The organism is Clostridioides sp. LIBA-7602, assembly GCF_056688945.1.
The window spans coordinates 913,741-938,450 of the sequence record NZ_CP196991.1 but is presented as its reverse complement, the minus strand read 5'-3'; the positions used below and the strand labels follow the sequence as shown (position 1 = coordinate 938,450).

24 protein-coding genes are annotated in these 24,710 nt (G+C 30.5%); 6 read left to right on the top strand and 18 right to left on the bottom strand.

Annotation, left to right across the window (positions count from 1 at the left end):
* Positions 1-132: 132 nt before the first annotated feature.
* Together ACTG45_RS04625 and ACTG45_RS04620 are read left to right on the top strand one after the other, a co-directional pair.
* Positions 133-1,320: an MFS transporter gene (locus ACTG45_RS04625; protein WP_479918257.1), complete on the top strand. Its 1,188-nt coding sequence runs from the start codon at positions 133-135 to the stop codon at positions 1,318-1,320.
* 25 nt (positions 1,321-1,345) lie between these two features.
* Positions 1,346-2,038: a FadR/GntR family transcriptional regulator gene (locus ACTG45_RS04620; RefSeq protein WP_479918256.1), complete on the top strand. Its 693-nt coding sequence runs from the start codon at positions 1,346-1,348 to the stop codon at positions 2,036-2,038.
* Positions 2,039-2,158: 120 nt separating this feature from the next.
* Here ACTG45_RS04620 and ACTG45_RS04615 read toward each other — a convergent pair whose 3' ends face one another.
* From ACTG45_RS04615 to ACTG45_RS04595, 5 genes are all read right to left on the bottom strand, one after another.
* Positions 2,159-2,461: a PTS Lactose/Cellobiose specific IIB subunit gene (locus ACTG45_RS04615; protein WP_021383628.1), complete on the bottom strand. Its 303-nt coding sequence runs from the start codon at positions 2,459-2,461 to the stop codon at positions 2,159-2,161.
* Positions 2,462-2,482: 21 nt separating this feature from the next.
* Positions 2,483-2,893 (bottom strand): universal stress protein, encoded by a 411-nt coding sequence (locus ACTG45_RS04610; protein WP_021383594.1) that lies wholly within the window; start codon positions 2,891-2,893, stop codon positions 2,483-2,485.
* 197 nt (positions 2,894-3,090) lie between these two features.
* Positions 3,091-5,019: an EAL domain-containing protein gene (locus ACTG45_RS04605; RefSeq protein WP_021383662.1), complete on the bottom strand. Its 1,929-nt coding sequence runs from the start codon at positions 5,017-5,019 to the stop codon at positions 3,091-3,093.
* A 164-nt stretch (positions 5,020-5,183) separates the two neighbouring features.
* The gene (locus ACTG45_RS04600) at positions 5,184-5,672 is read right to left on the bottom strand and encodes a flavodoxin family protein (protein ID WP_021383614.1); all 489 of its coding nucleotides are present in this window, start codon (positions 5,670-5,672) and stop codon (positions 5,184-5,186) included.
* 135 nt (positions 5,673-5,807) lie between these two features.
* The gene (locus tag ACTG45_RS04595) at positions 5,808-6,818 is read right to left on the bottom strand and encodes a DUF4116 domain-containing protein (RefSeq protein WP_021383621.1); all 1,011 of its coding nucleotides are present in this window, start codon (positions 6,816-6,818) and stop codon (positions 5,808-5,810) included.
* 490 nt (positions 6,819-7,308) lie between these two features.
* Between ACTG45_RS04595 and ACTG45_RS04590 the strand changes: the two genes are divergently transcribed.
* On the top strand, positions 7,309-7,656 hold the full coding sequence (locus ACTG45_RS04590) for a hypothetical protein (protein WP_234781094.1): 348 nt from the start codon (positions 7,309-7,311) through the stop codon (positions 7,654-7,656).
* 151 nt (positions 7,657-7,807) lie between these two features.
* Here the strand turns inward: ACTG45_RS04590 and ACTG45_RS04585 are convergent, their stop codons facing one another.
* From ACTG45_RS04585 to ACTG45_RS04540, 10 genes are all read right to left on the bottom strand, one after another.
* A complete protein-coding gene (locus tag ACTG45_RS04585) occupies positions 7,808-9,184 on the bottom strand; it encodes a sigma-54 interaction domain-containing protein (protein WP_021383613.1) in 1,377 nt (458 codons plus the stop codon).
* A 98-nt stretch (positions 9,185-9,282) separates the two neighbouring features.
* Positions 9,283-10,302, bottom strand: coding sequence for an electron transfer flavoprotein subunit alpha/FixB family protein (locus ACTG45_RS04580; protein ID WP_479920281.1), 1,020 nt, complete (start codon positions 10,300-10,302; stop codon positions 9,283-9,285).
* 13 nt (positions 10,303-10,315) lie between these two features.
* A complete protein-coding gene (locus ACTG45_RS04575; protein WP_021383678.1) occupies positions 10,316-11,110 on the bottom strand; it encodes an electron transfer flavoprotein subunit beta/FixA family protein in 795 nt (264 codons plus the stop codon).
* A 10-nt stretch (positions 11,111-11,120) separates the two neighbouring features.
* Positions 11,121-12,263, bottom strand: a complete 1,143-nt coding sequence (acrC, locus tag ACTG45_RS04570; RefSeq protein ID WP_479918254.1) for an acryloyl-CoA reductase — start codon at positions 12,261-12,263, stop codon at positions 11,121-11,123.
* Between the two features lie 15 nt (positions 12,264-12,278).
* A complete protein-coding gene (locus ACTG45_RS04565) occupies positions 12,279-13,514 on the bottom strand; it encodes a CaiB/BaiF CoA transferase family protein (protein WP_021383553.1) in 1,236 nt (411 codons plus the stop codon).
* A 137-nt stretch (positions 13,515-13,651) separates the two neighbouring features.
* Positions 13,652-14,992: a GntP family permease gene (locus ACTG45_RS04560; protein ID WP_021383672.1), complete on the bottom strand. Its 1,341-nt coding sequence runs from the start codon at positions 14,990-14,992 to the stop codon at positions 13,652-13,654.
* Between the two features lie 94 nt (positions 14,993-15,086).
* Positions 15,087-15,881 carry an enoyl-CoA hydratase-related protein gene (locus ACTG45_RS04555; protein ID WP_479918253.1) on the bottom strand — a complete coding sequence of 265 codons (795 nt, stop codon included), beginning with the start codon at positions 15,879-15,881 and terminating at the stop codon, positions 15,087-15,089.
* Positions 15,882-16,481: 600 nt separating this feature from the next.
* Positions 16,482-17,675 (bottom strand): CaiB/BaiF CoA transferase family protein, encoded by a 1,194-nt coding sequence (locus tag ACTG45_RS04550; protein WP_479918252.1) that lies wholly within the window; start codon positions 17,673-17,675, stop codon positions 16,482-16,484.
* A 76-nt stretch (positions 17,676-17,751) separates the two neighbouring features.
* Positions 17,752-19,014, bottom strand: coding sequence for an SLC13 family permease (locus ACTG45_RS04545; RefSeq protein ID WP_479919916.1), 1,263 nt, complete (start codon positions 19,012-19,014; stop codon positions 17,752-17,754).
* A gap of 31 nt (positions 19,015-19,045) precedes the next feature.
* Positions 19,046-19,951, bottom strand: a complete 906-nt coding sequence (locus tag ACTG45_RS04540) for a hydroxymethylglutaryl-CoA lyase (protein ID WP_021383600.1) — start codon at positions 19,949-19,951, stop codon at positions 19,046-19,048.
* A gap of 270 nt (positions 19,952-20,221) precedes the next feature.
* On the opposite strand from ACTG45_RS04540, the gene ACTG45_RS04535 reads away from it, so the two are divergent.
* On the top strand, positions 20,222-21,226 hold the full coding sequence (locus ACTG45_RS04535; protein WP_479918250.1) for a substrate-binding domain-containing protein: 1,005 nt from the start codon (positions 20,222-20,224) through the stop codon (positions 21,224-21,226).
* A 138-nt stretch (positions 21,227-21,364) separates the two neighbouring features.
* Here the strand turns inward: ACTG45_RS04535 and ACTG45_RS04530 are convergent, their stop codons facing one another.
* Together ACTG45_RS04530 and nadE are read right to left on the bottom strand one after the other, a co-directional pair.
* Positions 21,365-22,087 (bottom strand): YebC/PmpR family DNA-binding transcriptional regulator, encoded by a 723-nt coding sequence (locus ACTG45_RS04530; RefSeq protein ID WP_021383652.1) that lies wholly within the window; start codon positions 22,085-22,087, stop codon positions 21,365-21,367.
* Positions 22,088-22,169: 82 nt separating this feature from the next.
* The gene (nadE, locus tag ACTG45_RS04525) at positions 22,170-22,925 is read right to left on the bottom strand and encodes an NAD(+) synthase (protein WP_021383617.1); all 756 of its coding nucleotides are present in this window, start codon (positions 22,923-22,925) and stop codon (positions 22,170-22,172) included.
* 178 nt (positions 22,926-23,103) lie between these two features.
* On the opposite strand from nadE, the gene ACTG45_RS04520 reads away from it, so the two are divergent.
* Both ACTG45_RS04520 and ACTG45_RS04515 read left to right on the top strand, forming a co-directional pair.
* A complete protein-coding gene (locus ACTG45_RS04520) occupies positions 23,104-23,490 on the top strand; it encodes a sulfite exporter TauE/SafE family protein (protein ID WP_227821561.1) in 387 nt (128 codons plus the stop codon).
* A complete protein-coding gene (locus ACTG45_RS04515) occupies positions 23,490-23,867 on the top strand; it encodes a sulfite exporter TauE/SafE family protein (protein WP_021383663.1) in 378 nt (125 codons plus the stop codon). The genes ACTG45_RS04520 and ACTG45_RS04515 overlap by 1 nt, the downstream gene beginning before the upstream one ends.
* Before the next feature lie 84 nt (positions 23,868-23,951).
* Here the strand turns inward: ACTG45_RS04515 and ACTG45_RS04510 are convergent, their stop codons facing one another.
* On the bottom strand, positions 23,952-24,596 hold the full coding sequence (locus tag ACTG45_RS04510; RefSeq protein ID WP_479918249.1) for a YigZ family protein: 645 nt from the start codon (positions 24,594-24,596) through the stop codon (positions 23,952-23,954).
* Between the last annotated feature and the right edge of the window lie 114 nt (positions 24,597-24,710).

The window sequence follows — 24,710 nt, the reverse complement described above, 5'->3', positions numbered from 1 at the left end:
TCAACTATAAAATATAATTTTTTAGTAAATAATAATTATATATTTAATTTATTTTTTTCAATAGAAAGTACTTGATTAAAATTTTTAAATGGTATATTATTTGCATTATAAAAATACCATTCGGAGGATAATATGAAAAAAACATCTAATCAAGAACTACTTTTACTTACTATTGTTGCATTTTTCTGGTTTTCGCAATATGTATACATACCTTTCCAAAATCCATATTTAAGTGCCTGTAATGTATCTACAAATATGATTGGCATAATAATAGGTGCCTATGGAGTTTCACAATGTTTGCTAAGACTTCCTGTTGGAGTCTTTGCTGATAATATAAATAAACACAAAATATTTATATTATCAGGAATTTTTTTTGCTGGTTTAGCATCTCTTATAAGAATCTTTTCTCCTGGAGGCAATGGTTTTCTTATAGCTAATATTTTATCTGGAATATCATCATCAACTTGGATTTCTTACATGGTTCATTACACCAACTTTTTTTCTGTAGAACATCAACAAAAAGCTACGAGTATGATAATATTAGTAAACAATCTAGGAATGTTAATTGGATTTGTTATGAGTACTTTATTTTATGAAAGGTTAGGAATGACAACTTTATGTATCATGAGTGTCTTATCTTCAGTTATTGGCACAATTCTAGCTTTAAATATAAAAGAACATAATTTAAATAATATACACAAAAAAACATCAATTAAAAACCATTTATCTATATGTATGGATAAAAGACTTATATTTTTTTCTTTTATGGCATTGATTCAACAAGGTATTCAAATGTCCACAACAATGTCGTTTACTACTCAAATTCTTAAAAATTTAGGCTCTAGCTCTACCCTTATAGGCTTATCTTCCATATTTTACATGCTGTGTGCTGTTGCTTCTTCTGGCTTTGCTTCTACTAAATTTTGCACCAAATATGGACCAAAATTTTGGATTCCTTTAGTATTTCTTTTAATTTCAGCCTATTGCTTTTTAGTTCCAACAATAAAAAATATTACCATAGTATTTAGCTTACAATTGCTACCAGGTATATCTACAGGTATACTTCTTTCTTACCTTACTAGTGAGTCTATGAAAAACGTACCAAAACATCAGAAATCTACTGCAATGGGTTTTTTTCAAGCAATTTATGCTATAGGAATGTCTATATTTCCAATGCTAGTTGGTAAAATATCAGATTATATTTCAATTCAATATGGCTATTTTACCTTAGCTATTATAGCTATAATAGCTTCTATATTATCTTATACATATTATAAAAAAGTAGATTTAACTCTTAACTATGATATAATACAATCATAAAAAAATTATATGTTTAGGAGTTTTTATGAAAAACTTAAATGCCACTGAAAAAATTATTGATTATATTAAATTAAATATTCTAAATGGAACTTTTAAAATTAATAGTAAATTGCCCAGTGAGAGAAAGATTGCTGACCTGTTTAATATAAGCAGAATCCCTGTAAGAAATGCTATAGATATACTTTGTAAAGAAGGAATACTTAGGGCTGTACCTTACTCAAGTCCTGTAGTTGAAGGATTTAAAAAAATTGACCTGTTTGATGATAATGAAGTATATAAAAATCACAATATACAAGAATTTTACGTTGAATCTTTAAGAGCAAGACAACTTATAGAAAGTGAAGCTACAAGATTGGCAATTTTAAATGCTACTACTAAAGAACTTCAAAAAATAAGACATGCTTATTTGAAGTCAGTAGAAGAACTAGATAAGGTTTCTCAAGGTTTTATAGAAGAATGTTATGATGCTGACTTACAATTTCATAAGGAAATAATATTGGCTTCTCATAATCCAATTTTTATAAAATATTATGAGTTAATACCTAAAACAATTTCTTCTAACCAATACTTTGGGTTTAAATATAGAAATTCTCTACAGGATATGATTAGTCATCATAACGAGATAATGATGGCATTTGATAATAAAGACTCTGACTTAGGTTATACAGCAATGTACAATCATTTGGAAGATGTCATTCAGTTATTTCAACATGATTAAACTTCTACTTTATCTTAAATCTATTTATAATAAAAAAATCTCAAATTTAAATAAATTGGGATTTTTTTATTATAAAATACGTAAAAAGGCGTCGCCCTATTCTTAGCACGACACCCACGATTAATTTAAGTCTATTAAAATTTCACTTACTATAGATTTTGCATCTTCTATTATATACTTTGGGTCAACTTCATAAAATTCTCTATCTATAAATCTGTCAATCTTATCTATACTTTCTATAGAATCACTTGTAACAAATAATACAATAGATGCATCTTCTATATCATAAATTGAAAGTTCATTTTTTATATTATCATTCTCTTGAATTTCATAAACTAAATCAAATCCTAAATCATTTGCAGCTTCCTTAAGAGAATTTAAACTTCTTTCACTTTCACAAACTGCTACTATCTTTTTATTCATATTTCAAATACCTCACTAATTCTACTCCGGTACAATCATTACTATACATTTGGCTTGTTTAACCACACTTGCTGTTACTGAACCTATCATTCTTGTAAGACCTTTTTTAGTAGATTTTGTCATAACTATAATATCTACATTATCTTCTTTTGCTTTTCTAATTATCTCATCTCCTGGATATCCAAAAGTAAAGTGTACTTTAACATCATACTCACCCATTATCTCTGCTGCTTTATCCAGGATTCTTCTTCCTAAGTTCTCAGAATTCTTTATTTCTTCAGCCAGGGATATGCCATCAATAAATACTAGTTCTTTTACATTCATTATCTCTACTTCGACTTCATCTTTTTTGAATATTCCTTGTATAAATTCCAAAGAATGCATACTTCTCTCTGTCCCATCAATTGGTACTAATATTTTCTTTCTATTCATGTCACATCTTCCTTTCTTACTTTAGAATAATTAAGTAAAATATATATTCTAAGTTATAAAATATATAATAAATCTTTACTTTAGGAATTAATATTAATAATATGTATAATAATTTTAATATTTGTTATTGTGTTAATTTTATAATATATAACTAACAGTGTCAATGAACAAAATTGTAATTAAAAAAATAAAGGTTATTAGTCTACAAATACATTTCTTTTTAATAAATTTTTCAAAACGTCTTCTGGAACTGGTTTAGAAAAATAATAACCTTGTAAATATTCACACTCCATATCCGCTAATTCTTCAGCACATTCGGCAGTCTCAACACCTTCTGCTACAGCCTTCATATTCAATTTATTTATAAGAGCTATAATAGTTTCAACTGTAAGTTTGTGCCTACTATCTTCATTCATAGACCAAATCAAACTCTTATCCAACTTAATTATTGAAAATGGTAAAGAAAGCATATTAGTAACTCCAGAATAAGCAATTCCAAAGTCATCAAGTGAAAACTTAACCCCTAAATCAATTAATCTTTCCATTGTTTCTTTAATTATATTAAAAGAACCCAATGCCACAGTCTCTGTAATTTCAAGTTTAAACTTAGTTGGTGATACATTGTATTTATCCATAATGTAAAGTAAATCATCAGCCAAATTTTTTTGCATACATTGCACTACAGAAAGATTAACAGCTATATTATCTAATTTCAAATCCTCAAAATCATCACTAGCTATAAATTTACATACTTTCTCAAAAGCTACTAATCCAATTAAGTTAATCAACCCTGTTTGTTCTGCAATTGTTATAAATTCATCAGGAGGTATAAACCCTAAGTCTTTATGTTCCATCCTAAGTAATGCTTCAGCTGAGGTAAATCTACCTCTACTATTAGAAAATATTGGCTGATAATAAACTTCAAATCCATCATTTTCTAATGCCTCTTTTAAACAATTTTTAATCATATGTTTCTTCTTTATCTTTTCCCTTATAGATGCATCTGCATAAATAACATGTTTTGAGTCAGAACGCTTTGCTTCATGTATAGAGAAATCTATAGCAACTATAACATCTTCTGTTGTTTCAGCATTTTCTGGATAATAAACTACAGCAATACTAGTTGCTAAATTAAAGTTTATCTCTTCTACTAACCAAGGTTTTTTGAATCTTTCTTCTATTTTTTTAATAATCTCTTCTGGCTCTATACCTAGTTGACTATTTACAACAATAGAAAATATATCTCCTCCTATTCTGTATACATGATTTACATCATGTATATGAATCAAATATTTTCCAACTTCTTTTAATGCAATATCTCCATTTTTAGTCCCAAAAGTTTCATTCATAAATTTAAAGTCATCAAGTGCAATTGTGATGATAAATCCTGATTGTTCAGTATTGATATTCAAATCTAACTCTTGAATAAAAGATTGTCTATTGAGTACACCAGTAAGGTCATCAATAATAAGACCTCGATTCTGCATAGAAAGATATGTCAAAAGTAAACTACATGCACATGCAGCTCCTGTAAGAAGATATTGTAAAAAAACCGCCTGTAATATAATTGCTACAACTGAAACTATAAGAAAACCTCTAATAGCCCATATTTTTGATTCATGCATTGCTTTTCTATATTTAAAAGATAAAAATGCTGAATATATTGCATAAAAGAAAAAAGATGCAAAAGTTGCAACATATCCATAACCCCGTATATAACCTGTTTCTTTTGACAATCCAAATAGAATATTTGTAAAAGGATTTGTAATAGATAAGATTATACAAACTATGAGTGGTATAGATAAAAATAATAACCTTTTTTTCATATACCTTATATCTTGATAAATAATAGCCATCACATAAAACGATACAAGTGCTGCTGGTATTGGCAATAATAATAAATATACTTGATTCAATAAAATAGTAATAAAAATTGGAATTTCATCTACGTTGTTTAGACAAAATGAGCCTAAAATATTTGAAATTATAAATAAAAATGAGAATACTAAAAGTGCACAATATATTTTGTTTTGTAATGTAGGTATAAATTTACTTCTAAAAAAGTATACCATTAAAAAGATAACTATAACTGCAGAAAAAATCTCATATTCTATATGCCATACCATAAACTTCCCTCACTATTAATGTTTAATTTTAATTATTTTAATAATATAATTATTTTATAATTCATCTTGAGTAATTTTATGGAAAAATTTTTATTTTATAACTTTTACATCAAATCCCCACTAAAAATCTAAATTTATTATAATTCTTAATACACATATAGAAATTAAGCGAATAGCTCTTTTGCTTTAGTAGCAATTCTTTCACCAAATATTATAGCCTTCTCATTTTGTACTTCTGGTCCTTCAACTGAATGTACATGTCCCAAATGTATAAATGGCTTTCCTAAAGAGCCTCCTCCAGAGTAAACAAGCATACCTTTGACCATCAAGTGACCTACTATAGTAAGTATTGCAACATCTGGACCTCCACAGACATAGTCGCATGTAGCAAAAACAGCGCCTAATTTTCCAGCTAAGTTGATTTTCTTTGAATCTTCATCAAACCATTTTTTTACTTCCCAAGTTGTATTTGCTAAATAAGTTGGTGTTCCAAATATTACTGCCTTACTTTCACTTAAATACTCTGAATCAATATTGTCAAATCTCATAAGTTTAACATCTATTCCATCCACTTTTTTAGCCCCATCTTCTATCAGCTTAGCTACCTTTTCTGTGTTTCCACTTCTTGTTTGATATAATATCGTAATCTTCAACTTAAATTCCCCCTTATTTAATAAAAATAATTTATTATATGTAAAATTATAGCATTAATTTTGATATACTACAAAGAACTAGTCGATTATTTTTTTATTAACTATTCACTTAAAAAAATCCCTAAATTTATTACTTTAAAAGACTCCTAAACTCACTTTTAATTTGCTTATTTCAATTTCAACTATATCTGATATTTCTTCAAAAGACATTCCTCTGTCATAAAGTTTTCCTGCAATTTTGATTTTTGCATTTTCTTCACCCTTTTTAATCAATGCTCTGTTTTCTTTTTCTATTACATTTCTAACATAGCGTTTTGCAAATGGCTCATTATTATCATATAAAACTTTATATTTTTCCTTATTTTCTTTTACAAAACTAAGAGCTCTTTTATCTTGTTTTATAGCTTCTGTACAAATTTCTTCTGTCTGCTCTTTTACAAATTTTAATGCCATTCCATATTGTCTTACTGCCTTTAAGCATATACCAATAGTTTGTTCCTTTACAAATTCTAGTGCCATTCCATTTTGTCTTACTGCTCTTAAACAAATTGTTTCTGTTTGATTTTTTACAAACTTCAAATCAAGCCCATTCTGTCTCACTGCTTCCATACAGATTTCTTCTGTTTGATTTTCTACCCATTTTAGATTATAACTACAATGCTTAACTGCTTCCATGCATATTTTTTCTGTTTGTTTTTTTACCCTTGCTAACCCAAACTCGCTGTTTCTCACTGCTTCTATACAGATTTCTTCTGTCTGCTCTTTTACATATTCCAATGCAGCACCATTTTTTTCAACAGCTCTTAGGCATAATTCCTCTGTTTGATTTTCTATGTATTTTAATGCTGTTCCATCTTGATTAATGGCCACCATGCAAATTTCTTCTGTTGGCTCTTCCACAAATTCTAACATTCTCCAGTCTTGTTTAACTGCCTCTAGGCATATTTTTTCTGTTTGATTCTGAACACATTTTATTGCATTACAATTTTGTCTAACAGCTTCTAGACATATATCTTCCGTTTGATTTTTTATGTATATTAAATTTAATCCGTTTTTTCTTACTATTTCTAAATATTCATCTTCTGTCTTATTATCAAAATCATCATTATCTATTGATTCAAATATATCATTTTTATTTTCTTGCATATCTTATACTCACCCCTTATAAATTTTATAAAATTCAATAAATTTACTCTCATTTTTATTCTATCAAAGAATATAAAATTTTTTGAGTCTTGTTTTTTTTTACATAATCATTTGTATGTTAAAAAATAAATTAATTGCTCTAATTCCAGTATACAATACCCAAAATATGTGGTATATTTTAACTATAATATATTTTTATATATTATTGTCAGAATATTTAAAGTTAAATTTATATAGAATATTTTTATTTATATATCACTTATGTTTGGATATATTTTTCTTTTTTCTTTTTTAGTTTTCGGGTTAGTAAGGGGTTAGTAATTTAGGTTTTCATAGGATATTATTTTTACAATTAGTTTTAATCAATCTAATTTATATATCTTGTAATTAATAAAACTAAATATGATTTAAATAATTCCTTGAGATAAATTTAATAAAACTTAGAATCCTTGTCTAAGCTTAAAATACTAAAATTATTGGGAGGATGTAAATGATGGACCAAATTAAACGCTTACATGAATTGCAACAAAAATCATACTTGACTAAAGAAGAATTTGAGGAATTAAAAAACAGCACATATATTGAAAAATTTGAATTAAGAGATGAATGTGATAACTCTTATATTTATACATTTTATGCTAATGACAAATGTAATGATATAAAATTTATAAAGTCTCAATTTATTGTTACACTTATAAAAAGCGGTTTCTTATGTGAATGTGGTGGTGTATTTAGACAAAAGAAAATAGTTGATGAATATGATTACGGATATAATGCTATATATAAATGTGATTCTTGTGGAAAAGAACTTGATAAAGAAGTAGAAAATTATGACTAAATAACAGAAGAACTATTAAAACATTTTTGGCAAATGATAAGTAAAAGTAATTCTGAATTTGAACTATACCCCTCTTAGCAGACAGTTAAAATATGTAAAACTGTCTAAAAGCTAGGAGGGTTTTGTTATTTCCAATTAAATTCAATTCACCTTAATTATTTAATTCAATTTCATACTTTTTTATTTTCTTATATAAAAGACTTTTGTGTATTCCCATAACCTCTGCTGCTTTGGAACATTTCCAATTGTACTTCTTCAAAACATCAATAATTAAACTCTTCTCATAATTCTCAACCATTTCATGAATTGAACAATTACTATCCACATTACATTGAGCTACTCTGCTGATATTATCCATCTTAGATGGAAGGTCACACATCATAATGACCATATCATCACTTACAGCATAGGCGCTTTTTATTACGTTTTCTAGTTCTCTTATATTTCCTGGCCAAATATAGTTAATAAAACAATTTTTAACATTATCACTTAGAACTTTCAATTTCTTATATTCAACATTTAATTTATTTAGTATATAATTTGCTAGCAATAAAATATCATCTTGTCTGTCCTTTAATTCCATCATATGAATATTTATTACATTTAACCTATAGTATAAGTCTTCTCTAAACAATCCCTCTTCAACCATTTTACTTAAATTCTTTCTTGTAGCAGAGATTACCCTTACATCTATCTTTATAGTCTTAAGACCTCCAACTGGTTCTATCTCACTTTCCTGAAGAACTCTTAAAAGTTTTGCTTGCATGGTCAAAGGCATGTCGCCTATTTCATCTAAGAAGATTGTACCATTATTCGCAACTAAAAACTTACCTTTTTTACCTCCCTTTTTTGCTCCTGTAAAAGCTCCTTCATCATACCCAAATAGCTCTGATTCTAGTAGTTCTTCTGGTATTGCAGCACAGTTTATACTAACCATAGGTTTGTCTGCTCTACTGCTATTATTGTGAATTGCTCTAGCAAAGACTTCTTTCCCTGTACCTGTCTCACCCGTTAAAAGTACTGAGAAGTTGGTTTTAGAAGCTTTCATACCTGTTTTCTTAAGTTCTATGAAATCTCTATTTTCACCTATGAGCTTGTCAAAGCTACATTTATCCTTGAACTGTTCTTTATAATATTGTAGCTCCATATATTCTGACATTAACTTTTTAGCTACATCAAAGGATTGCAGTCTAAATTTAACTTGAGCTACCCCTGCAACTACTTCTCCATTCTCATTTTCCACATAAGATCTACTTACTATTACACTTTTTTCTTTTGTTTTTCCACCTAAATAATGATGTATGGCTCCTTCTTCACAATATTTATCTCTCATAATATCTAACATTTTTGTATTTGGTATAATACTTTGTATATTATGTTCTATTATATCTTCTCTTTCTTTCCCTAAGAAATCACAATATTTATCATTAATATCTATGATTACTCCATCTTTATTTACAACAATAAAGCCATCATCAGTCATGGATAACACTCTTGCAAATATATCCTTATACCAGTGCTCTTTCATTGTCTCATCCCTCCACTATCACCTTCAGCAAAAATAATAAGTCTTACAATACAATATTATAAGACTTACCATTCTATGTATTCAATGTTTTCTAGAAGTTACCTATTTAATGACTCTATCATCTCAGGTAGAATTTCATATAAATCCCCTACAATTCCATAGTCACATATATCGAAAATAGGAGCTTTGGAATCTTTATTTATAGCAACTATATATTTAGAATCACTCATCCCTGCTAGATGCTGTATTGCTCCAGATATTCCACATGCAATGTATAACTCTGGTCTAACAGTAGTTCCTGTTTGTCCAACTTGATGAGAATGTTCTATCCACCCTGAATCTACTGCCGCTCTTGAAGCACCAATTTCTGCCCCCAATTTATCTGCCAATTCTTTTATTAGTTCAAATCCTTCTGCTCTCTTTAATCCTCTTCCTGCTGATACTATTATTCTAGCATCAGTTAGATTTATGGATTTCTTTTCTTGTGGAAGCATTTCTACTAGTCTAGTTCTAATCATTTTTTCAGTAAGTTTTGGAGTAACAACCTCTAAAACTCCACTCTCTGATTCAGTTCTTACAGCTTTTGACATAACACCTGGACGAACTGTTGACATCTGTGGTCTATTTTTTGGACAAACAATAGTAGCCATTAAATTTCCACCAAATGCTGGTCTTGTTTGTAATAACTTATTATCTGTTGAATCTATTTCAAGTTTTGTACAATCAGCAGTTAGACCTGTCCCAACTTTTCCTGCAATTCTAGGTGCGATATCTCTTCCTATAGAAGTAGCTCCAACTAGTACAACCTCTGGCTTTTTCTCTTCAATTAAACCTGCAATTGAAATTGCATATCCATCAGTTGTGAAATCTTTAAGAAGAGGGTCATTGATATAATATGTTTTATCAACACTATAGTGAAGTAAATCCTTTACTTCTTTCTCTACTTCATATCCAGCTATTACAACTGCAAGTTCTTTCCCTAGTTGGTCAGCAAGCTTTCTTCCCTCACCAATAAGTTCTATAGTAACAGGATTAATTTTGCCTTCCCTTTGCTCTCCTATTACCCAAACTCCATTATAATCATTTAAATTTATACCTTGATTAACTTTTGCTCTCATCATCTTAACACTCCTATACTAGTTTCAAATCGAATAGTATTTCTATTAATTTATCAGCTTTTTCCTTTTTATTTATACCTTCGATTATTTCATTATGCTTGTCTTTAACTGGTACAAAAGACTTGTAAACATTTGTAGGTGAACCTTTTAATCCAATTTGAGTTGTATCAATATCTAAATCTGCAAGTGTTAACACAGTAATCTTTTCATCCCCATTATTGTAAGCTTCTAAGATTCCTTTGACACTTGGATATCTTGGACTATTCAACTCTTTTATAGCAGTTAGTAATACTGGCATCTTTGCTTCTATTAAATAATCTCCTGTTTCTGTATAACGAGTTACTAGTAATTTATCACCTTGAACCTTTACTTCTTTTGCATAGGTAACTTGTGCCACTCCCAAGAATTCTGCAACCTCTGGTCCAACCTGAGCTGTATCTCCGTCTATAGCTTGTCTTCCACAGAATATTACATCATACTTTCCAACCTTCTCTATAGCAGCAGCAATAATTGTTGATGTAGCCCAAGTATCTGAACCACCAAAAGCTCTATCTGAAATTAAATATGCTTCGTCAGCTCCCATTGCCAAAGCTTCTTTTAAAGCACTTTTAGCTTGAGGAGGTCCCATGCTTACAACCTTAATCACTGCTCCTAGTTCATCTTTTATTTTTAACGCTTCTTCTAAAGCATTTCTATCATCTGGATTAATTATACTTGGTACACCATCTCTTATTAGAGTACCTGTCTCTTTATTTATTTTAACTTCATTAGTATCTGGAACTTGCTTTAAGCAAACAACTATATTCATTCTCTTCCTCCTATCCTAGTACTGCTCTTGAAATAACAACCTTGTGTATTTCTGAAGTACCTTCGTAAATTTCTGTTATCTTGGCATCTCTGTACATTCTCTCTAATGGATAATCTTTCATATATCCATATCCTCCATGGATTTGAAGAGCTAGATTTGTAACTTCTCTTGCAGTGCGTGAGGCATTGTATTTTGCCATGGCAGCTTCTTTAGTGTGTTTTTCTCCTCTAGCTTTCAAGTCTGCCGCATAGTATACTAACAACTTTGCTGATTCTACCATAGTAGCCATATCTGCTATATACCATTGAATACCTTGCAAAGCTGAAATTGGCTTGCCAAACTGAACTCTTTCTTTAGAATATTTTATACTTTCTTCTAAGGCACCTTCAGCAATTCCTACAGCTTGAGCTCCAACTCCAATTCTTGCTCCATCTAGACAAGTCATAGCTATGTTAAAGCCTTTTCCTTCTTTTCCTAATAGATTAGATTTTGGAACTCTACAGTTATCAAAGATTAACTCTGCAGTTTCTGAACCATGGATACCCATTTTTTCTTCAATTTTTCCTATTGAAAAACCTGGAGTACCTTTGTCAACGATGATAGCAGACATTCCCTTTATCCCCTTTGATGGGTCTGTCAATGCAAATATTATTAACGATTCTGCTTGACCTCCACCAGAAATAAAGCACTTAGTCCCATTTAAAACATATTCATCAGTTGCTTCATCAATGATTGCAGTTGTTGCAGCTCTTGCTGCATCTGAACCAGCATTAGGTTCAGTTAATGCAAAAGCACCTACACACCCACCTTCAGCCATCATAGGAAGGTATTTTTTCTTCTGTTCCTCAGTACCAAATTTCAAAATAGCTTGAGCATATATTGTGTGTATTGATAGTATTGCTGCAGATGCTGCACATTTTTTTGCAACCTCAGTAACAACAATTACCTTTTCTATATCCGCTCCACCAGAGCCACCATACTCTACAGGCGTCCCAATACCATTAAATCCTATTTTAGCCATTTTGCTAAAAAGCTCTCTTGGGAAAATACCCGTTTTATCTGTTTCAGCAGCTATTGGTGCTATTTCATTCTCTGCAAATTCTTTTGCTACTCTTTGAAGCATTAATTGTGCTTCTGTTAATCTAAAATCCATAAAATTTCCTCCTATTTATTGACATACTTCACATGTTTCTTTATTCATTGCTACAATTCCAGACTCAATTAGAGCTTCTATATCAGAATCACTGTATCCAAGTTCTCTTAATATCTCATCTGAATGTTCTCCTATAAGTGGTGCATCACAGGTCATGTTAACTTCAATATTTCCAAACTTAACTGGAGTGGATGCAAGCATCGTCTTATTTCCATTTTTGCTTGTATGTTCATATATATAGTTATTAGCAATAGCCTGTTCATCAGTTACTACATCGTTAACATGTTGAATTCTTTCATGGGCTATATCCGCAGTAGTAAGCTTTTCGACCATCTCATTTTGAGTGAATTTTGCAAATTCACCATCCAAAATATTAATAAGTTCTGTAGCATTTTTCTTACTTTCTACTGAAGATGCAAATTTCTCTTCTTTTATTAAATCTTCTCTTCCAAATAATCTACAAAGTGCCTCAAAATATCTCTCATGCTCTAGGATACTTAAGAATATCCATTTTCCATCTTTACAACGATAAGAGTTTATTACTGGAGAAATAGCATTCTTTCTAGTTTTTGGGTACTCGTCGCTAAACTGTGTAGATGCTAATAAAGATGATGCATTCCATATTGCTTGTCCGAATAAAGAGGCCATTACTTTTTGCCCTTTTCCAGTCTTAGCTTGTTGGTATAAAGCTGCACATATACCTCCAGATAAACTACAAGAAGTTGTGGCATCTCCAAAAGCTATAGGTGGATTTATTGGACTTGTATCCTTCTCTGCGATATCAAGCATAGCTCCACTTCTTGCCCAAAATGCAACTGTATCAAAACCTGCATTATCCTTAGCAGGTCCAAAATCACCAAAACCATTTATTTGTCCCCAGATAAGATGTGGATGCTTTTCACTTAATGATTCATAGTCAAGACCTAGCCTTTTTAATGCTCCTGTTCTATAGCTTGAAACAAATACGTTGGCTTCACTTAAAAGCTTATCCATAATTTCAATTCCTGCTTCGCTCTTAAGATTTATAGACAAACCTCTTTTATTTGAATTATATGTACTGTAAAAAGGATTATTATCATCATCTATTGGCATTGTCATTGTTGCCCCTGTCTTTCTTCCTGGGTCTCCAAAACTCGGCTCTACCTTAATAACATCAGCACCCCAGTCAGCTAATATTTTAGAAGTACCTGGACCTGCTACAAAATATGTTAAGTCAATTACCTTAACTCCTTCTAATGGTTTATTTAACACTTTCAATTCCTCCTTATACTGTCAACTTGGTATTTTAAATATGGTATTCATGTTACTAAAACATAAAATTTATTATATATATTTTGAAAATTGATTTTACATATCAAAATATAATTTATACTTTTTTATCTTTTCTGTTATGGTAATCCTGGGAACATTGTAAAGAGAAGAACTGCTACTACAGTTCCAATAATTGGGGTTAAAACAGTTACCCAAAATATTGGCATATAGGCATCCTTATGTGATTCTTTACATAGACCATTTGTTACAGTAACTATATATCCGTTGTGTGGAAGTGAATCTAATGCTGCTGATGAAATTGCCATAGTTCTAGTTAACGCTGCAGCAGAAACACCTTTAGCTAAAAATACTGGTCCAAGAAGTGGAGCGGCAATTCCAAGTCCACCTGAAGCTGACCCACAGATACCTGCAATAACTGTAGTCCCAACCGCAGCCCCTGCAATAGGAGGTCCAGGAATATTAGTCATAGCATTAACTATAAAGTCAAAACCAACTGCTGATTTTACAACTGAACCAAACGCAACTACAGCACAAGTATTACATATTGCTACTACTGTAGTTTTACATGCATCACCAACATGTCCAACTATTTTGCTATTATCTTGATATTTATTTAACAATAAATACACTAATAAAGCTCCTATAAACACTCCCACCTCAATTGGTACTATTGCTTGTCCATTAATTTTTACATTGATTATTAGGATTGATACTATTAATGGAATTAATGCAATTAGACCATTAGGACCATTTTCTCTCTTAGAATTAGTTGTTGCTACTTCATCAAATATATCTGATTCATGTGCTATAAAATGTCCACCATTAGCCTTTTCCTTTGAAACCATTTTGTATAAAATGATACTTCCAACTACAAACATTACTGCACATGATATAAATCCATTTACTGCTCCAGCCATAATATCTGTCCCTAAGGTTGAAGCTGGAACAATATTATGAATCTGTGGTGCTCCTGGTGCAACCATAGCAAAAGTTGAACAGCCAAAAGTCAAAGCTGCTGGTATGAATCTTCGTGGTAAATCAGCTTCTTTAAAAATTTCTAAAGCTATCGGAAACACTGCAAAACTTACAACGAAAACACTCACTCCCCCATAGGCCAATATTCCACATGCTATTGGAATAGAAAGCAATGCTTTATCCTTACCAATCCATCTTACAATCATCTTAGCAATAGATTTTGCCCCGCCAGTAATCTCCATTATTTTTCCCATTAAAGTACCCGTTAGGAAAATAAAGAAATTTGCCTGAAGAAATCCAACAAATCCTGTCATATAATCCACCTTAAGTGCATTATATACATTTAAATTTCCTGTTATAGCAACTAGTAGTGAACATACAATTGCTATTATAAAAATATTTACTCCCTTCATAACCATTACAACTAGAAGGGATAGGGCTATGATAATTCCTACTAAACTTATAATTACTCCCGTATTCATAAATTAACTCCTTTTAAAATTAAACTATATGTATTTTTTCACGAAATTTAGATTTTTAATATGTTCTACATTTCTTCCAATTTAATTATAATAGCTACTTATTTTCAAAAATCGGTTTTCTCTTTTCTATAAATGCATCCATTCCTTCTTGTTTATCTCTTGTAGCAAAAGTTAAACCTGCAATATCTTTCTCTAGTTCAAGAGCATTTTTTAAATCCATATCTATTCCTTTATTAATAACTACTTTTGCATATCTTATTGCTATTGGTGCTTTTTCAACTATTTGATTCATCATCTTCATTGCCTCTTCTAAAAGCACATCACTTGGAACTACTTTATTAATAAGACCAATAGATTTAGCTTCTTCTGCATTTACTTGCCTTCCTGTAAAAATTAATTCTTTAGCTATCCCAGTTCCAACAAGTCTTGATAATCTTTGAGTTCCGCCAAAACATGGAATGACTCCTAAATTAACTTCAGGCTGTCCAAATATAGCCTTTTCTGATGCAATTCTAATGTCACAACTCATAGCAAGTTCACATCCACCACCTAATGCATATCCATTAACTGCTGCTATTACTGTTTTCTCAAGAGCTTCAATTTTATCAAAAATCCCTTGGGCATAACCTGCATATTTTCTTCCTTCTTCACTTTTATAGTTTTGCATCTGACGTATGTCAGCTCCAGCTACAAAAACTTTACCTTCTCCAGTAATAATAACTCCTAATATTTCCTCCCTTTCTGATACTACATCAACAACTTGAGATAATTCTCTAAGGGTGTCATTGTCAAGAGCATTTAAAGCTTTAGGTCTATTTATAGTAATAACACAGACTTTATCCTTAACTTCCACCTTAAGATTTTTTAAATTTTCCATTACAAATCCCATCATATTCCCCCCATTATTCATTGTTATTTTTTCTACACTTTCTTGTTAATATATATTAGCAAGTTCTAAGCCAACTTATATTTAATTTCTTTATTTTCATTAAAAAATTGTTTTTTTTTGATAAAATAAACAAAATATACATAAATTTCACTTAATTTCTAATAATTTTTAACTTTAGAATTGATTAAATTGTAATTCACTAAAGAATTTTTATCCAATAAAACCCATAAAACAATATTTTTGTCTCATTTTAGAGAAAATACTTAAAAAACACAGTCTCATTTTTGAGAATGCGGTCTCATTTTTGATATTTTCATTAAAATAATTTAAGTAACATGCCCATAAGCCTCTTTACAGTCTAATAAAGAATCTTTAGAACATATAGGTAACTTATTTTCTATCAATTTAAATTGTTAATACTTTAGTTTAGTATATCTATATATCTGTTCCAATAGTATAAATTTTTAACGAAAATAGGAAAATCCACAAAGACTTAATGTCTAAATAGATTTTCCTATCTTAAATGCTTATGATAATTTTAGATTTGATTTACAATTCTTAGGAGAGAATAAATATTATATTTATACTTTTTCTCTAAAATCAAATAACTCCATTTTCTTTTAAATCATTTATTTTATCACTATCAAAACCAAGCCAACTACTATAAATCTCCTCATTATTTTCTCCTAAAGATGGTGCTGGTACATTAATTTGGGCTTTTGTTGCCATCAACTTAACTGGATTTCCATTGACTCTCATATCTCCTATAATAGGATGTCTCATATCTACAATCATTTCCCTTGCTTTTGCAATGTGTTCATCTGTTGTAACACTACCAAGATTATAAATAGGTGCAGCAGGAACGCCAGCTTCTGATATTAAATCAACTGCTTCTTTTATTGTATGCTTAACAGACCATTTTTCTATTTCTGGTTTAAGAGCCTTATGATGTTCACAACGCTTAAGATTTGTTTTAAATCTTTCATCTTCTAAAAGTTCCTCTCTAAAAAGTACTTTTTTACACAATTTTTCAAACAATTTATCATTACCACAACCTATTACAAAATTACCATCACTTGCCTTAAAAGAGTCATAAGGGTAAGCAGAAGCGTATCTATTCCCCATAAGTTCAGGCTGACCAGAATCAAAATATCTTTGTATGCCAGTTTCAAGAGATGATACAACTGAATCAACGAGGGAAATATCTACTCTTTGTCCTTTTCCAAATATCTTTCTAGCATTAAGTGCCATAAGTATGCCAATAGTTAAATTCATACCTCCCAATACATCTCCCATAGCATTTCCTACTCTTGTTGGTTCTCCTCCTTCAGTTCCTGTTATACTCATAAGTCCACCCATTGCTTGTGCAATAATATCATATCCTGGACGCTCTGAATATGGTCCATAACAGCCAAAACCTGACACAGCTCCATAAATTATTTGATTATTAACTTTAGATAATTCATCATAACCAAGCCCTAACTTTTCCATTACACCTGGTCTATAATTTTCTACAACAACATCAGCCTCTTTTACCATTTCTAAGAATATGTTTTTACCTTCTTCTGATTTAAGATTTAAAGTTATACCTTTCTTATTTCTATTTATATTTGCATAGTATAAACTTTCTCCATTTACAAAAGGTCCAAATTTTCTTGTATCATCACCTTTTTCTGGCACTTCTATTTTTATAACCTGTGCCCCAAAATCAGCCAACATCATTGTGCAATATGGACCTGCAAGAACTCTAGTAAGGTCAAGTACTTTTATATCGCTTAATGCTCCTTTTTTCATATCTATACCTCCAATTTATATTATATTACTCAATATTAAAAGTTGAGTTTAATGACAAATTCCTCAATTATCGAAATTAATGCATTATATGTGCTATTCCATTAAAGAATAAAACTGATACTACTGCAATAACTAATAATCCAACTGCACTCATAATGAAAAGTTGAATAAATACCTTATTTTGTTCTTCTTTATTAAAGTCTTTCTTACTTGACCCCATAGCTGCCAAAATCAATGCACCACCAGTAGAAAGTGGACTTACACCAGCAAGAGAACCTCCTACACCAACTGCTGCAATAAGTGCTAGTGGGTCTACTCCTCCAACTGACTTAGCTATATCAACACACATAGGCATCATAGTTGGATACACTACTGCTAATGCCGAACTTACCATAGACATAAGTCCTGCTGAAATACTCATAATTGGAGTAGCAGTTTTACTATTCATTAGTGATGATAATGCATTACTCATCAAGTCAATCCCTCCTGCTGCATCCACAATTGTCATCATTGCTCCCACCCCAAGGACCATTACTATTGTACTCCATGGGATTGCCTTGATACATTCTCCATCTTCAGCAATATTGAAAAGAAGAAGTATAGCCGAAACTGAAAAGGCAGCAAGTCCAACATTCATATCGAAAAATATAATAAAAGCAATCATGACTAATATACTTATAAGAGAAATTATTTGCTTTACATTAAACTTTTCTATATTCTTACTATCTATAATATTTATAGGTTTTTTAAGTTTATATCCTTTAAAAATTATGAACAATACTATTGAAAATACAATCGTTGATAAGGTTTGACATGCTAAAATAGCAGGCATAACATTTTCAATCCCAACACTCTCTGCAACAGTTGTTATAATTTGACCTTCTGGAGTAATAGGTGTCATACGACCTGCCATTAATCCACATTCGCCTATAAGTGCAAGCATTACAGGATTATAACCAACAGTTATTGCTACGGGAACAGCCATTGCTGGAATTATCGCAAGTGCTGGAATTGCACCTGGACCAACACCTGCAACAATAAATCCTGCAATAAAAACTGCTATTGGAATAAGCCAAACTCGCTTACCAGAAACAGCTACTATTTTTTCTGCAACTAACTTTAATGCTCCAGTTGAATTTACTATTGCAAAAAGTAATGTTATTCCAACAAGTGTTGTAAACATTGAGTTACTTATAGCTCCATAAAGCTCTTTTTCATCCATGCCAAATATTCTAACTGCTATGACACCAACAGCTAAAGCTAAAATCCCTGCATTATTCTTACGTACAAAAGCTAGAACAATAACACCTAAAAATAAAATTAAAGCTATAATATCCATATTGACCTCCCCAAATCATTTATTTTTTTAATCAAGACAATTGACAACTAGAAATTTCAGATTTTATATTTACATGATGACCACTATATACACCCTCTATCAAACTCTTTTGGTATTTAGATAATTCGAGAAGTTTATTAAAATCTACTCCTGTATCATATCCCATACGTTCAAGCATATACACCAAATCCTCAGTCGCAGTATTACCAGATGCACCAGGTGCAAAAGGACACCCTCCTAAACCTCCAAGTGTAGATTGAACAGTAGTAATACCAGACTCAATAGCTACAAGAGTATTAACCATCCCCATATTTCTAGTATCATGTATATGTACCTGCCATCTACATTCTGGTAATGCTTCAACTAATGCACTAATAGTCTCTCTAACTTGTTTAGGGTCAGCAATACCTATTGTATCTGCTAAGTTAATCTCTCTGATACCGTTTTCCCAAAGGCATTTACTAAATGCTACCGCATCCTCTATCTTTGGTATCCCTTCAAAAGGACAGCCAAACACTGTGGCTATTCCAACACATATATTCATTTCAGGATAAGAATCTATTATTTTTTTTAGTTCAGTAATGGATTCTTCATGAGTTCTATTTATATTTTTCTTATTGTGAGTTTCACTTAAGGAAATAACATAAGATATATCTCTTATTCCACAATCCCATGCAAGCTTAGCACCGTATAAATTTGGAACTAATGCATAAAGCTTTACATCAGGATAATTTTTTACACAGTAGGTTGCTATTTCCTTTGCATCTTTCATCTGAGGAATGGCTTTTGGACTTACAAATGAACCAATTTCTAATTCTTTAATACCAGAATCAATAAGACCATCAATAATTTTTAGTTTTTTATCTGTATCTACGAATTCTTTTAGATTTTGAAATCCATCTCTTGGACCAACTTCAAGTATATTTATCTTACTCATCTCTTTGCCCCCTTTATTTACAGTGACATAACAAGCTAGCATTGTTATATTACTGCTTAATATTGCTTAATATTAACTTATTAATAAGCTTATTTAAGCACATTATAGTATTATCTGTTAAGTTTTGTCAACACAATAAATATATTTTAAGATTTATTTATTTTCACTCATTAGGATTTGCAGATTGTAGAATATTGTTCTTTGATTGGATATATGTTAAGATAATAAATGTAAGCAAGTTTAAGCAACTATTCAAGGAGGATTTTTATCATGGCAACAATCAAAGATATTGCAAAAGATTGTGGTCTTTCTTCAGCAACAGTCTCCTATGTTTTAAGTGGTAAGGGAAATGAACGAAGAATTCCACTACATACACAAGATATAGTTTTAAATTCAGCAGATAAGCTTGGATATAAACGCTCTACTCCTAGAGTACATAATCATATTCAAATAGCATTTTATTGGCAAGATTCTGGTTTTGAATTGGCATCAACCAACATATTTCAAGCAATAAACCATGTCATTTCTTTAGAGCATTTAGATATAAATATTATCATACGACCTTATACTGTTGGCCATTTATGCGATGATGAATATCTTTTTTCAAACAATTATTATGATGGTGTTGTTTTGACAGGTATTAATGCTGATGATATAGAGTACCTATTAAAAAATAAACCTAAAATTCCTGTAGTTGTTGTAAATCGTGAAATAGAAGGTTTTTCGAGTGTATCTATTGATAATGAAGAAACTGGTCGTATAGCAGCATTACATGCTATTCAAAATGGTAAAAATGACATAGCTGTTGTATTTAACCCGTCTTCATTTACATGTATGACTTTACGGGGCAAATCTTTTTTAAAGACATGTGAGGAACATGGAATATATTTACCAGATTCTATATATTATTGTTCTAACAAAATAGATAGTGGGTATGATATTGCTAAAAAAATGATTGCAAAGAACTCAATAAAAAAAGTAATCTTTTGTAACCATGATGTAGTAGCTCTTGGTATAATGAATGCATTTAATGAGTCAGGGATTTCAATTGGAAATGATGTTCAGATATTTGCAGCAAGTAATGGACCTTCAAGGCTAATGGCAAGAAGTACACCACCATTAACAGTTATAGACTTGAAAATGGAGGAAACAGCAGAACGTAGCCTTCGAATGATTATCGATATTGTTACTGGAAGAATGAGTGGTATTCAACGTCAAGTAATATACCCATCCATCATCTATAGACAATCGAGTCCTGTTCAAAACCTTTTATAATATTATTAGTTTTACAGGATATGTTTTTAGTATTTATAAAACAATTTTTACAAATATAAAAACACCTCTGAATCATATTTACATATTATTATGTAAACATGGTTTAGAGGTGTATACATTTCTAAGATATTAAAATATTTACTCTTCCATTTCCCAGTTATGATATATATCTTGAACATCATCATCTTCTTCAAGCATATCAACTAATTTATTCATCATTTTTAAATGAGCTTCTTCAGTTAGTACAGTTGTAGTTTGAGGTATCATCTTTACATCAGCAGATATAAACTCATACCCTTTAGCTTTCAACTCATCACGAACACTAGAAAAATCTTCTGGTGTAGTTATTATTTCATAACCATCTTCTTCTGTTATAAAATCTTCAGCTCCTGCTTCTAATGCAACATCCATCAATTCTTCTTCTGAAATTCCATCTCCTGAACCAACTAATATCTGTCCTTTTTTATCAAACATAAAAGAAACACATCCACTAGTTCCTAAGTTTCCTCCATTTTTATCGAAGTAGTATCTTACATTACCAGCAGTTCTGTTTTTGTTGTCAGTTAAAGTTTCTACTATAACTGCAACTCCGCCAGGTCCATAACCTTCATAAACTATAGTTTCATAGTCATCACCAGCACCTGCTCCAGCACCTTTAGCGATAGCTCTATCTATATTATCATTTGGCATATTATCTGCCTTAGCTTTTTCTATAGCTGTCTTTAAAGCTGCATTATATTCTGGGTCTGCTCCACCTTCTTTGGCAGCAACTGCTATTGCTCTAGCATGTTTAGTAAATATTTTTGCTCTTTGAGCATCTTGTTTACCTTTTCTATTAATTATATTACCTATACGTCCCATATTTCCACTCCTTAATACGTACAATTAGTTATTCTAATTTTTATCACTTGTAAATTTTATCACAAATCTTTAAAATAGTAAATTAGAACTTAGGAGGTTGCGCAGGCGTTTTTCTCTTATGCTCGCTTATTCTATGAAGTCTTTCAATTATCTCTTGGTCTCTTTGAGGAACTTCATCTAATCTACCTTGTAACACAGCATCTATCATATCGTAAGTAGTTCCCATTTCATTTTCATCTGTTTGACCTTCCCAAAGACCTGCAGAAGGAGCTTTGTTTATTAAATCTTCATGAACACCAAGTTCTTTTGCCCATTCATACACCTCTCCTTTAGTCAAATTTGCAATTGGTAAAATATCAACTCCACCATCACCAAATTTAGTAAAGTATCCTGTGTGTATTTCTGCAGCATTATCTGTACCAACAACTAGATATCCTAGATTGTTAGCAATTGTATAAATAGTACTCATTCTTACTCTTGCTCTTAAATTTGCATCTGTCATCTTTAAATATTCTGCTCTATATAAATGTTTCTCTTTTAAATTTCCTACTACCATGTCTAATATAGCACTTTGTGGCTCTATAAGGTCTAAATCAAGATATTCTATATCACATCCTTCTATAACCTTAAGTGCATCTTCTCTATCTTGAGGATTACTTTTTATGCTCATTATAACTCCCATAGAGTTTTCTGGAAATGCCTTTTTAATTAAATTAGCAACTACTGCTGAATCAATTCCCCCAGATACACCGACAATCAATCCTTTTGCATTTGCTTCATTAACCTTATTTATAAGCCATTCTACAGTTTTGTCTATTTGTATTTTTATATTTGACATTGTTATCTCCTCTCAAATTTGCTACTTTGTTTTAATATATTATACCATATATTAATATATTGTTTTAATATGTTTTTTTTTATGCAAAATTAAGTAAACATGAAAGATTATATTTAATCTTATTTTATATAAATATAATTTGCCTATTTTGGTAAAACTATTTCAGAAGGTGATTTTTATGAAAAAAACTGATGATTTGAAGAAAAAATATTTTGATTTTAATTTAAAAAATACGATAATTGGAGTTTTTACAGGATTTATAAATGGAGTTTTTGGGTCTGGAGGAGGTACTCTTTTAGTTCCGATATTAAATGACATCGTTAAGGTAGAAGAACATAAATCTCATGCAACTGCTCTTTCTATAATAATTTTCTTAACGACAGCAAGCTCTGTCTTATATGTATCTAAAGGTACTTACGACATTAATTTGACAATAAAAGTTGCAGTTGGAAGTATTCTTGGCGGTATCATAGGGGCTAAGCTACTAAATAAGGTTACTGGAAAGTTTCTTAGGATTTCTTTTGGAATAATCATGATAATTGCAGCATTAAGGATGGTGTTCTAATGTTATTTGCTTTAATTGGATTTTTTGCAGGGATTATCGGAGGAATGGGAATGGGTGGAGGAACCATCCTTATACCTGCACTCGTTTTACTTGCTGGTATCGACACTAAAATAGCTCAAAGTGTAAATTTACTTTCATCTATTCCTATGACACTTATAGCATTGGCTATACATATAAAAAATAAAAATGTAGTTTTTAAATTGGTTATACCCATAGCTGTATTTGGGGTTTTAGGTGCCATATTTGGTTCACTGTTAGCTAATTATCTATCTTCAGATATATTAAAAAAAATATTTGGGATATTTCTACTTTTAGTTGGTTTATTTGAAGTAAAAAAAGGATTCTGTGCAAAGTCTAATAAAAAGCCATTAAATTGATTTAGATTAAAACAATTTAATGGCTTTTCATTTTAAGATAAAATTTGACTGTTTAATATAATTAACTCTTTTAATCTTTTTAGATTACAATAATATTTCTCCGTTTTGTTCAGATAAATAGAATTCTTCTCCTAAAACTATTTTTCCTGTTCCATTTGTTATATCAATCATTTTTTCTGATACTTTTTCTACATCCTCTAACTTTGAATACACTATTATCTCGACATTATCTTCATATATGGTATCTTTTATGAAATACCCTAAATTCATTAATTCATTTTGTACTTTTCCAAGTTGAGTATAATCTATTTTAATCTTAACTTCTTGATACATTACCTTATAAATTATCTTACCTGCTTCCAATCCCAACTTAGCACCTTTTGTATAAGCTCTAACTAAACCACCTGCACCTAATTTTGTGCCTCCAAAATACCTAGTAACAACAACTGCTACATCTCTCAAATCTTCTTTTTTTATAACCTCTAATGTAGGTATACCTGCTGTTCCTTGTGGCTCTCCATCATCACTATATCTTTGTATATTCATATTTTGTCCAACTGTATAAGCCCATACATTATGAGTTGCATCTTTGTGCTTTTTCTTTATTTCATTTATAAATTCTAATGCTTCCTCTTCGCTCTTTATAGGTTTAGCATATCCAATAAAAACAGACTTTTCAATTGTTATTTCATCAGTTCCAAATTCATGTAATGTCCTGTAATTGCTCATTATATTTCCTCCTATTTTAATTATTTTTTAAGGTATACATCAAACATGTATTTATATATAAAATTATTCTACTAAAAAATAAATAGATTTTTATCATTTCTTTAATAACTGTTA

What these genes read in the sequence shown, in the direction of transcription:
- ACTG45_RS04625 (WP_479918257.1), top strand. Translation starts at nt 133, where the DNA reads ATGAAAAAAACATCTAATCAAGAACTACTTTTACTTACTATTGTTGCA.
- ACTG45_RS04620 (WP_479918256.1), top strand. Translation starts at nt 1,346, where the DNA reads ATGAAAAACTTAAATGCCACTGAAAAAATTATTGATTATATTAAATTA.
- ACTG45_RS04615 (WP_021383628.1), bottom strand. Translation starts at nt 2,461, where the DNA reads ATGAATAAAAAGATAGTAGCAGTTTGTGAAAGTGAAAGAAGTTTAAAT.
- ACTG45_RS04610 (WP_021383594.1), bottom strand. Translation starts at nt 2,893, where the DNA reads ATGAATAGAAAGAAAATATTAGTACCAATTGATGGGACAGAGAGAAGT.
- ACTG45_RS04605 (WP_021383662.1), bottom strand. Translation starts at nt 5,019, where the DNA reads ATGGTATGGCATATAGAATATGAGATTTTTTCTGCAGTTATAGTTATC.
- ACTG45_RS04595 (WP_021383621.1), bottom strand. Translation starts at nt 6,818, where the DNA reads ATGCAAGAAAATAAAAATGATATATTTGAATCAATAGATAATGATGAT.
- ACTG45_RS04590 (WP_234781094.1), top strand. Translation starts at nt 7,309, where the DNA reads ATGATGGACCAAATTAAACGCTTACATGAATTGCAACAAAAATCATAC.
- ACTG45_RS04585 (WP_021383613.1), bottom strand. Translation starts at nt 9,184, where the DNA reads ATGAAAGAGCACTGGTATAAGGATATATTTGCAAGAGTGTTATCCATG.
- ACTG45_RS04580 (WP_479920281.1), bottom strand. Translation starts at nt 10,302, where the DNA reads ATGAGAGCAAAAGTTAATCAAGGTATAAATTTAAATGATTATAATGGA.
- ACTG45_RS04575 (WP_021383678.1), bottom strand. Translation starts at nt 11,110, where the DNA reads ATGAATATAGTTGTTTGCTTAAAGCAAGTTCCAGATACTAATGAAGTT.
- acrC (WP_479918254.1), bottom strand. Translation starts at nt 12,263, where the DNA reads ATGGATTTTAGATTAACAGAAGCACAATTAATGCTTCAAAGAGTAGCA.
- ACTG45_RS04560 (WP_021383672.1), bottom strand. Translation starts at nt 14,992, where the DNA reads ATGAATACGGGAGTAATTATAAGTTTAGTAGGAATTATCATAGCCCTA.
- ACTG45_RS04555 (WP_479918253.1), bottom strand. Translation starts at nt 15,881, where the DNA reads ATGGGATTTGTAATGGAAAATTTAAAAAATCTTAAGGTGGAAGTTAAG.
- ACTG45_RS04550 (WP_479918252.1), bottom strand. Translation starts at nt 17,675, where the DNA reads ATGAAAAAAGGAGCATTAAGCGATATAAAAGTACTTGACCTTACTAGA.
- ACTG45_RS04545 (WP_479919916.1), bottom strand. Translation starts at nt 19,014, where the DNA reads ATGGATATTATAGCTTTAATTTTATTTTTAGGTGTTATTGTTCTAGCT.
- ACTG45_RS04540 (WP_021383600.1), bottom strand. Translation starts at nt 19,951, where the DNA reads ATGAGTAAGATAAATATACTTGAAGTTGGTCCAAGAGATGGATTTCAA.
- ACTG45_RS04535 (WP_479918250.1), top strand. Translation starts at nt 20,222, where the DNA reads ATGGCAACAATCAAAGATATTGCAAAAGATTGTGGTCTTTCTTCAGCA.
- ACTG45_RS04530 (WP_021383652.1), bottom strand. Translation starts at nt 22,087, where the DNA reads ATGGGACGTATAGGTAATATAATTAATAGAAAAGGTAAACAAGATGCT.
- nadE (WP_021383617.1), bottom strand. Translation starts at nt 22,925, where the DNA reads ATGTCAAATATAAAAATACAAATAGACAAAACTGTAGAATGGCTTATA.
- ACTG45_RS04520 (WP_227821561.1), top strand. Translation starts at nt 23,104, where the DNA reads ATGAAAAAAACTGATGATTTGAAGAAAAAATATTTTGATTTTAATTTA.
- ACTG45_RS04515 (WP_021383663.1), top strand. Translation starts at nt 23,490, where the DNA reads ATGTTATTTGCTTTAATTGGATTTTTTGCAGGGATTATCGGAGGAATG.
- ACTG45_RS04510 (WP_479918249.1), bottom strand. Translation starts at nt 24,596, where the DNA reads ATGAGCAATTACAGGACATTACATGAATTTGGAACTGATGAAATAACA.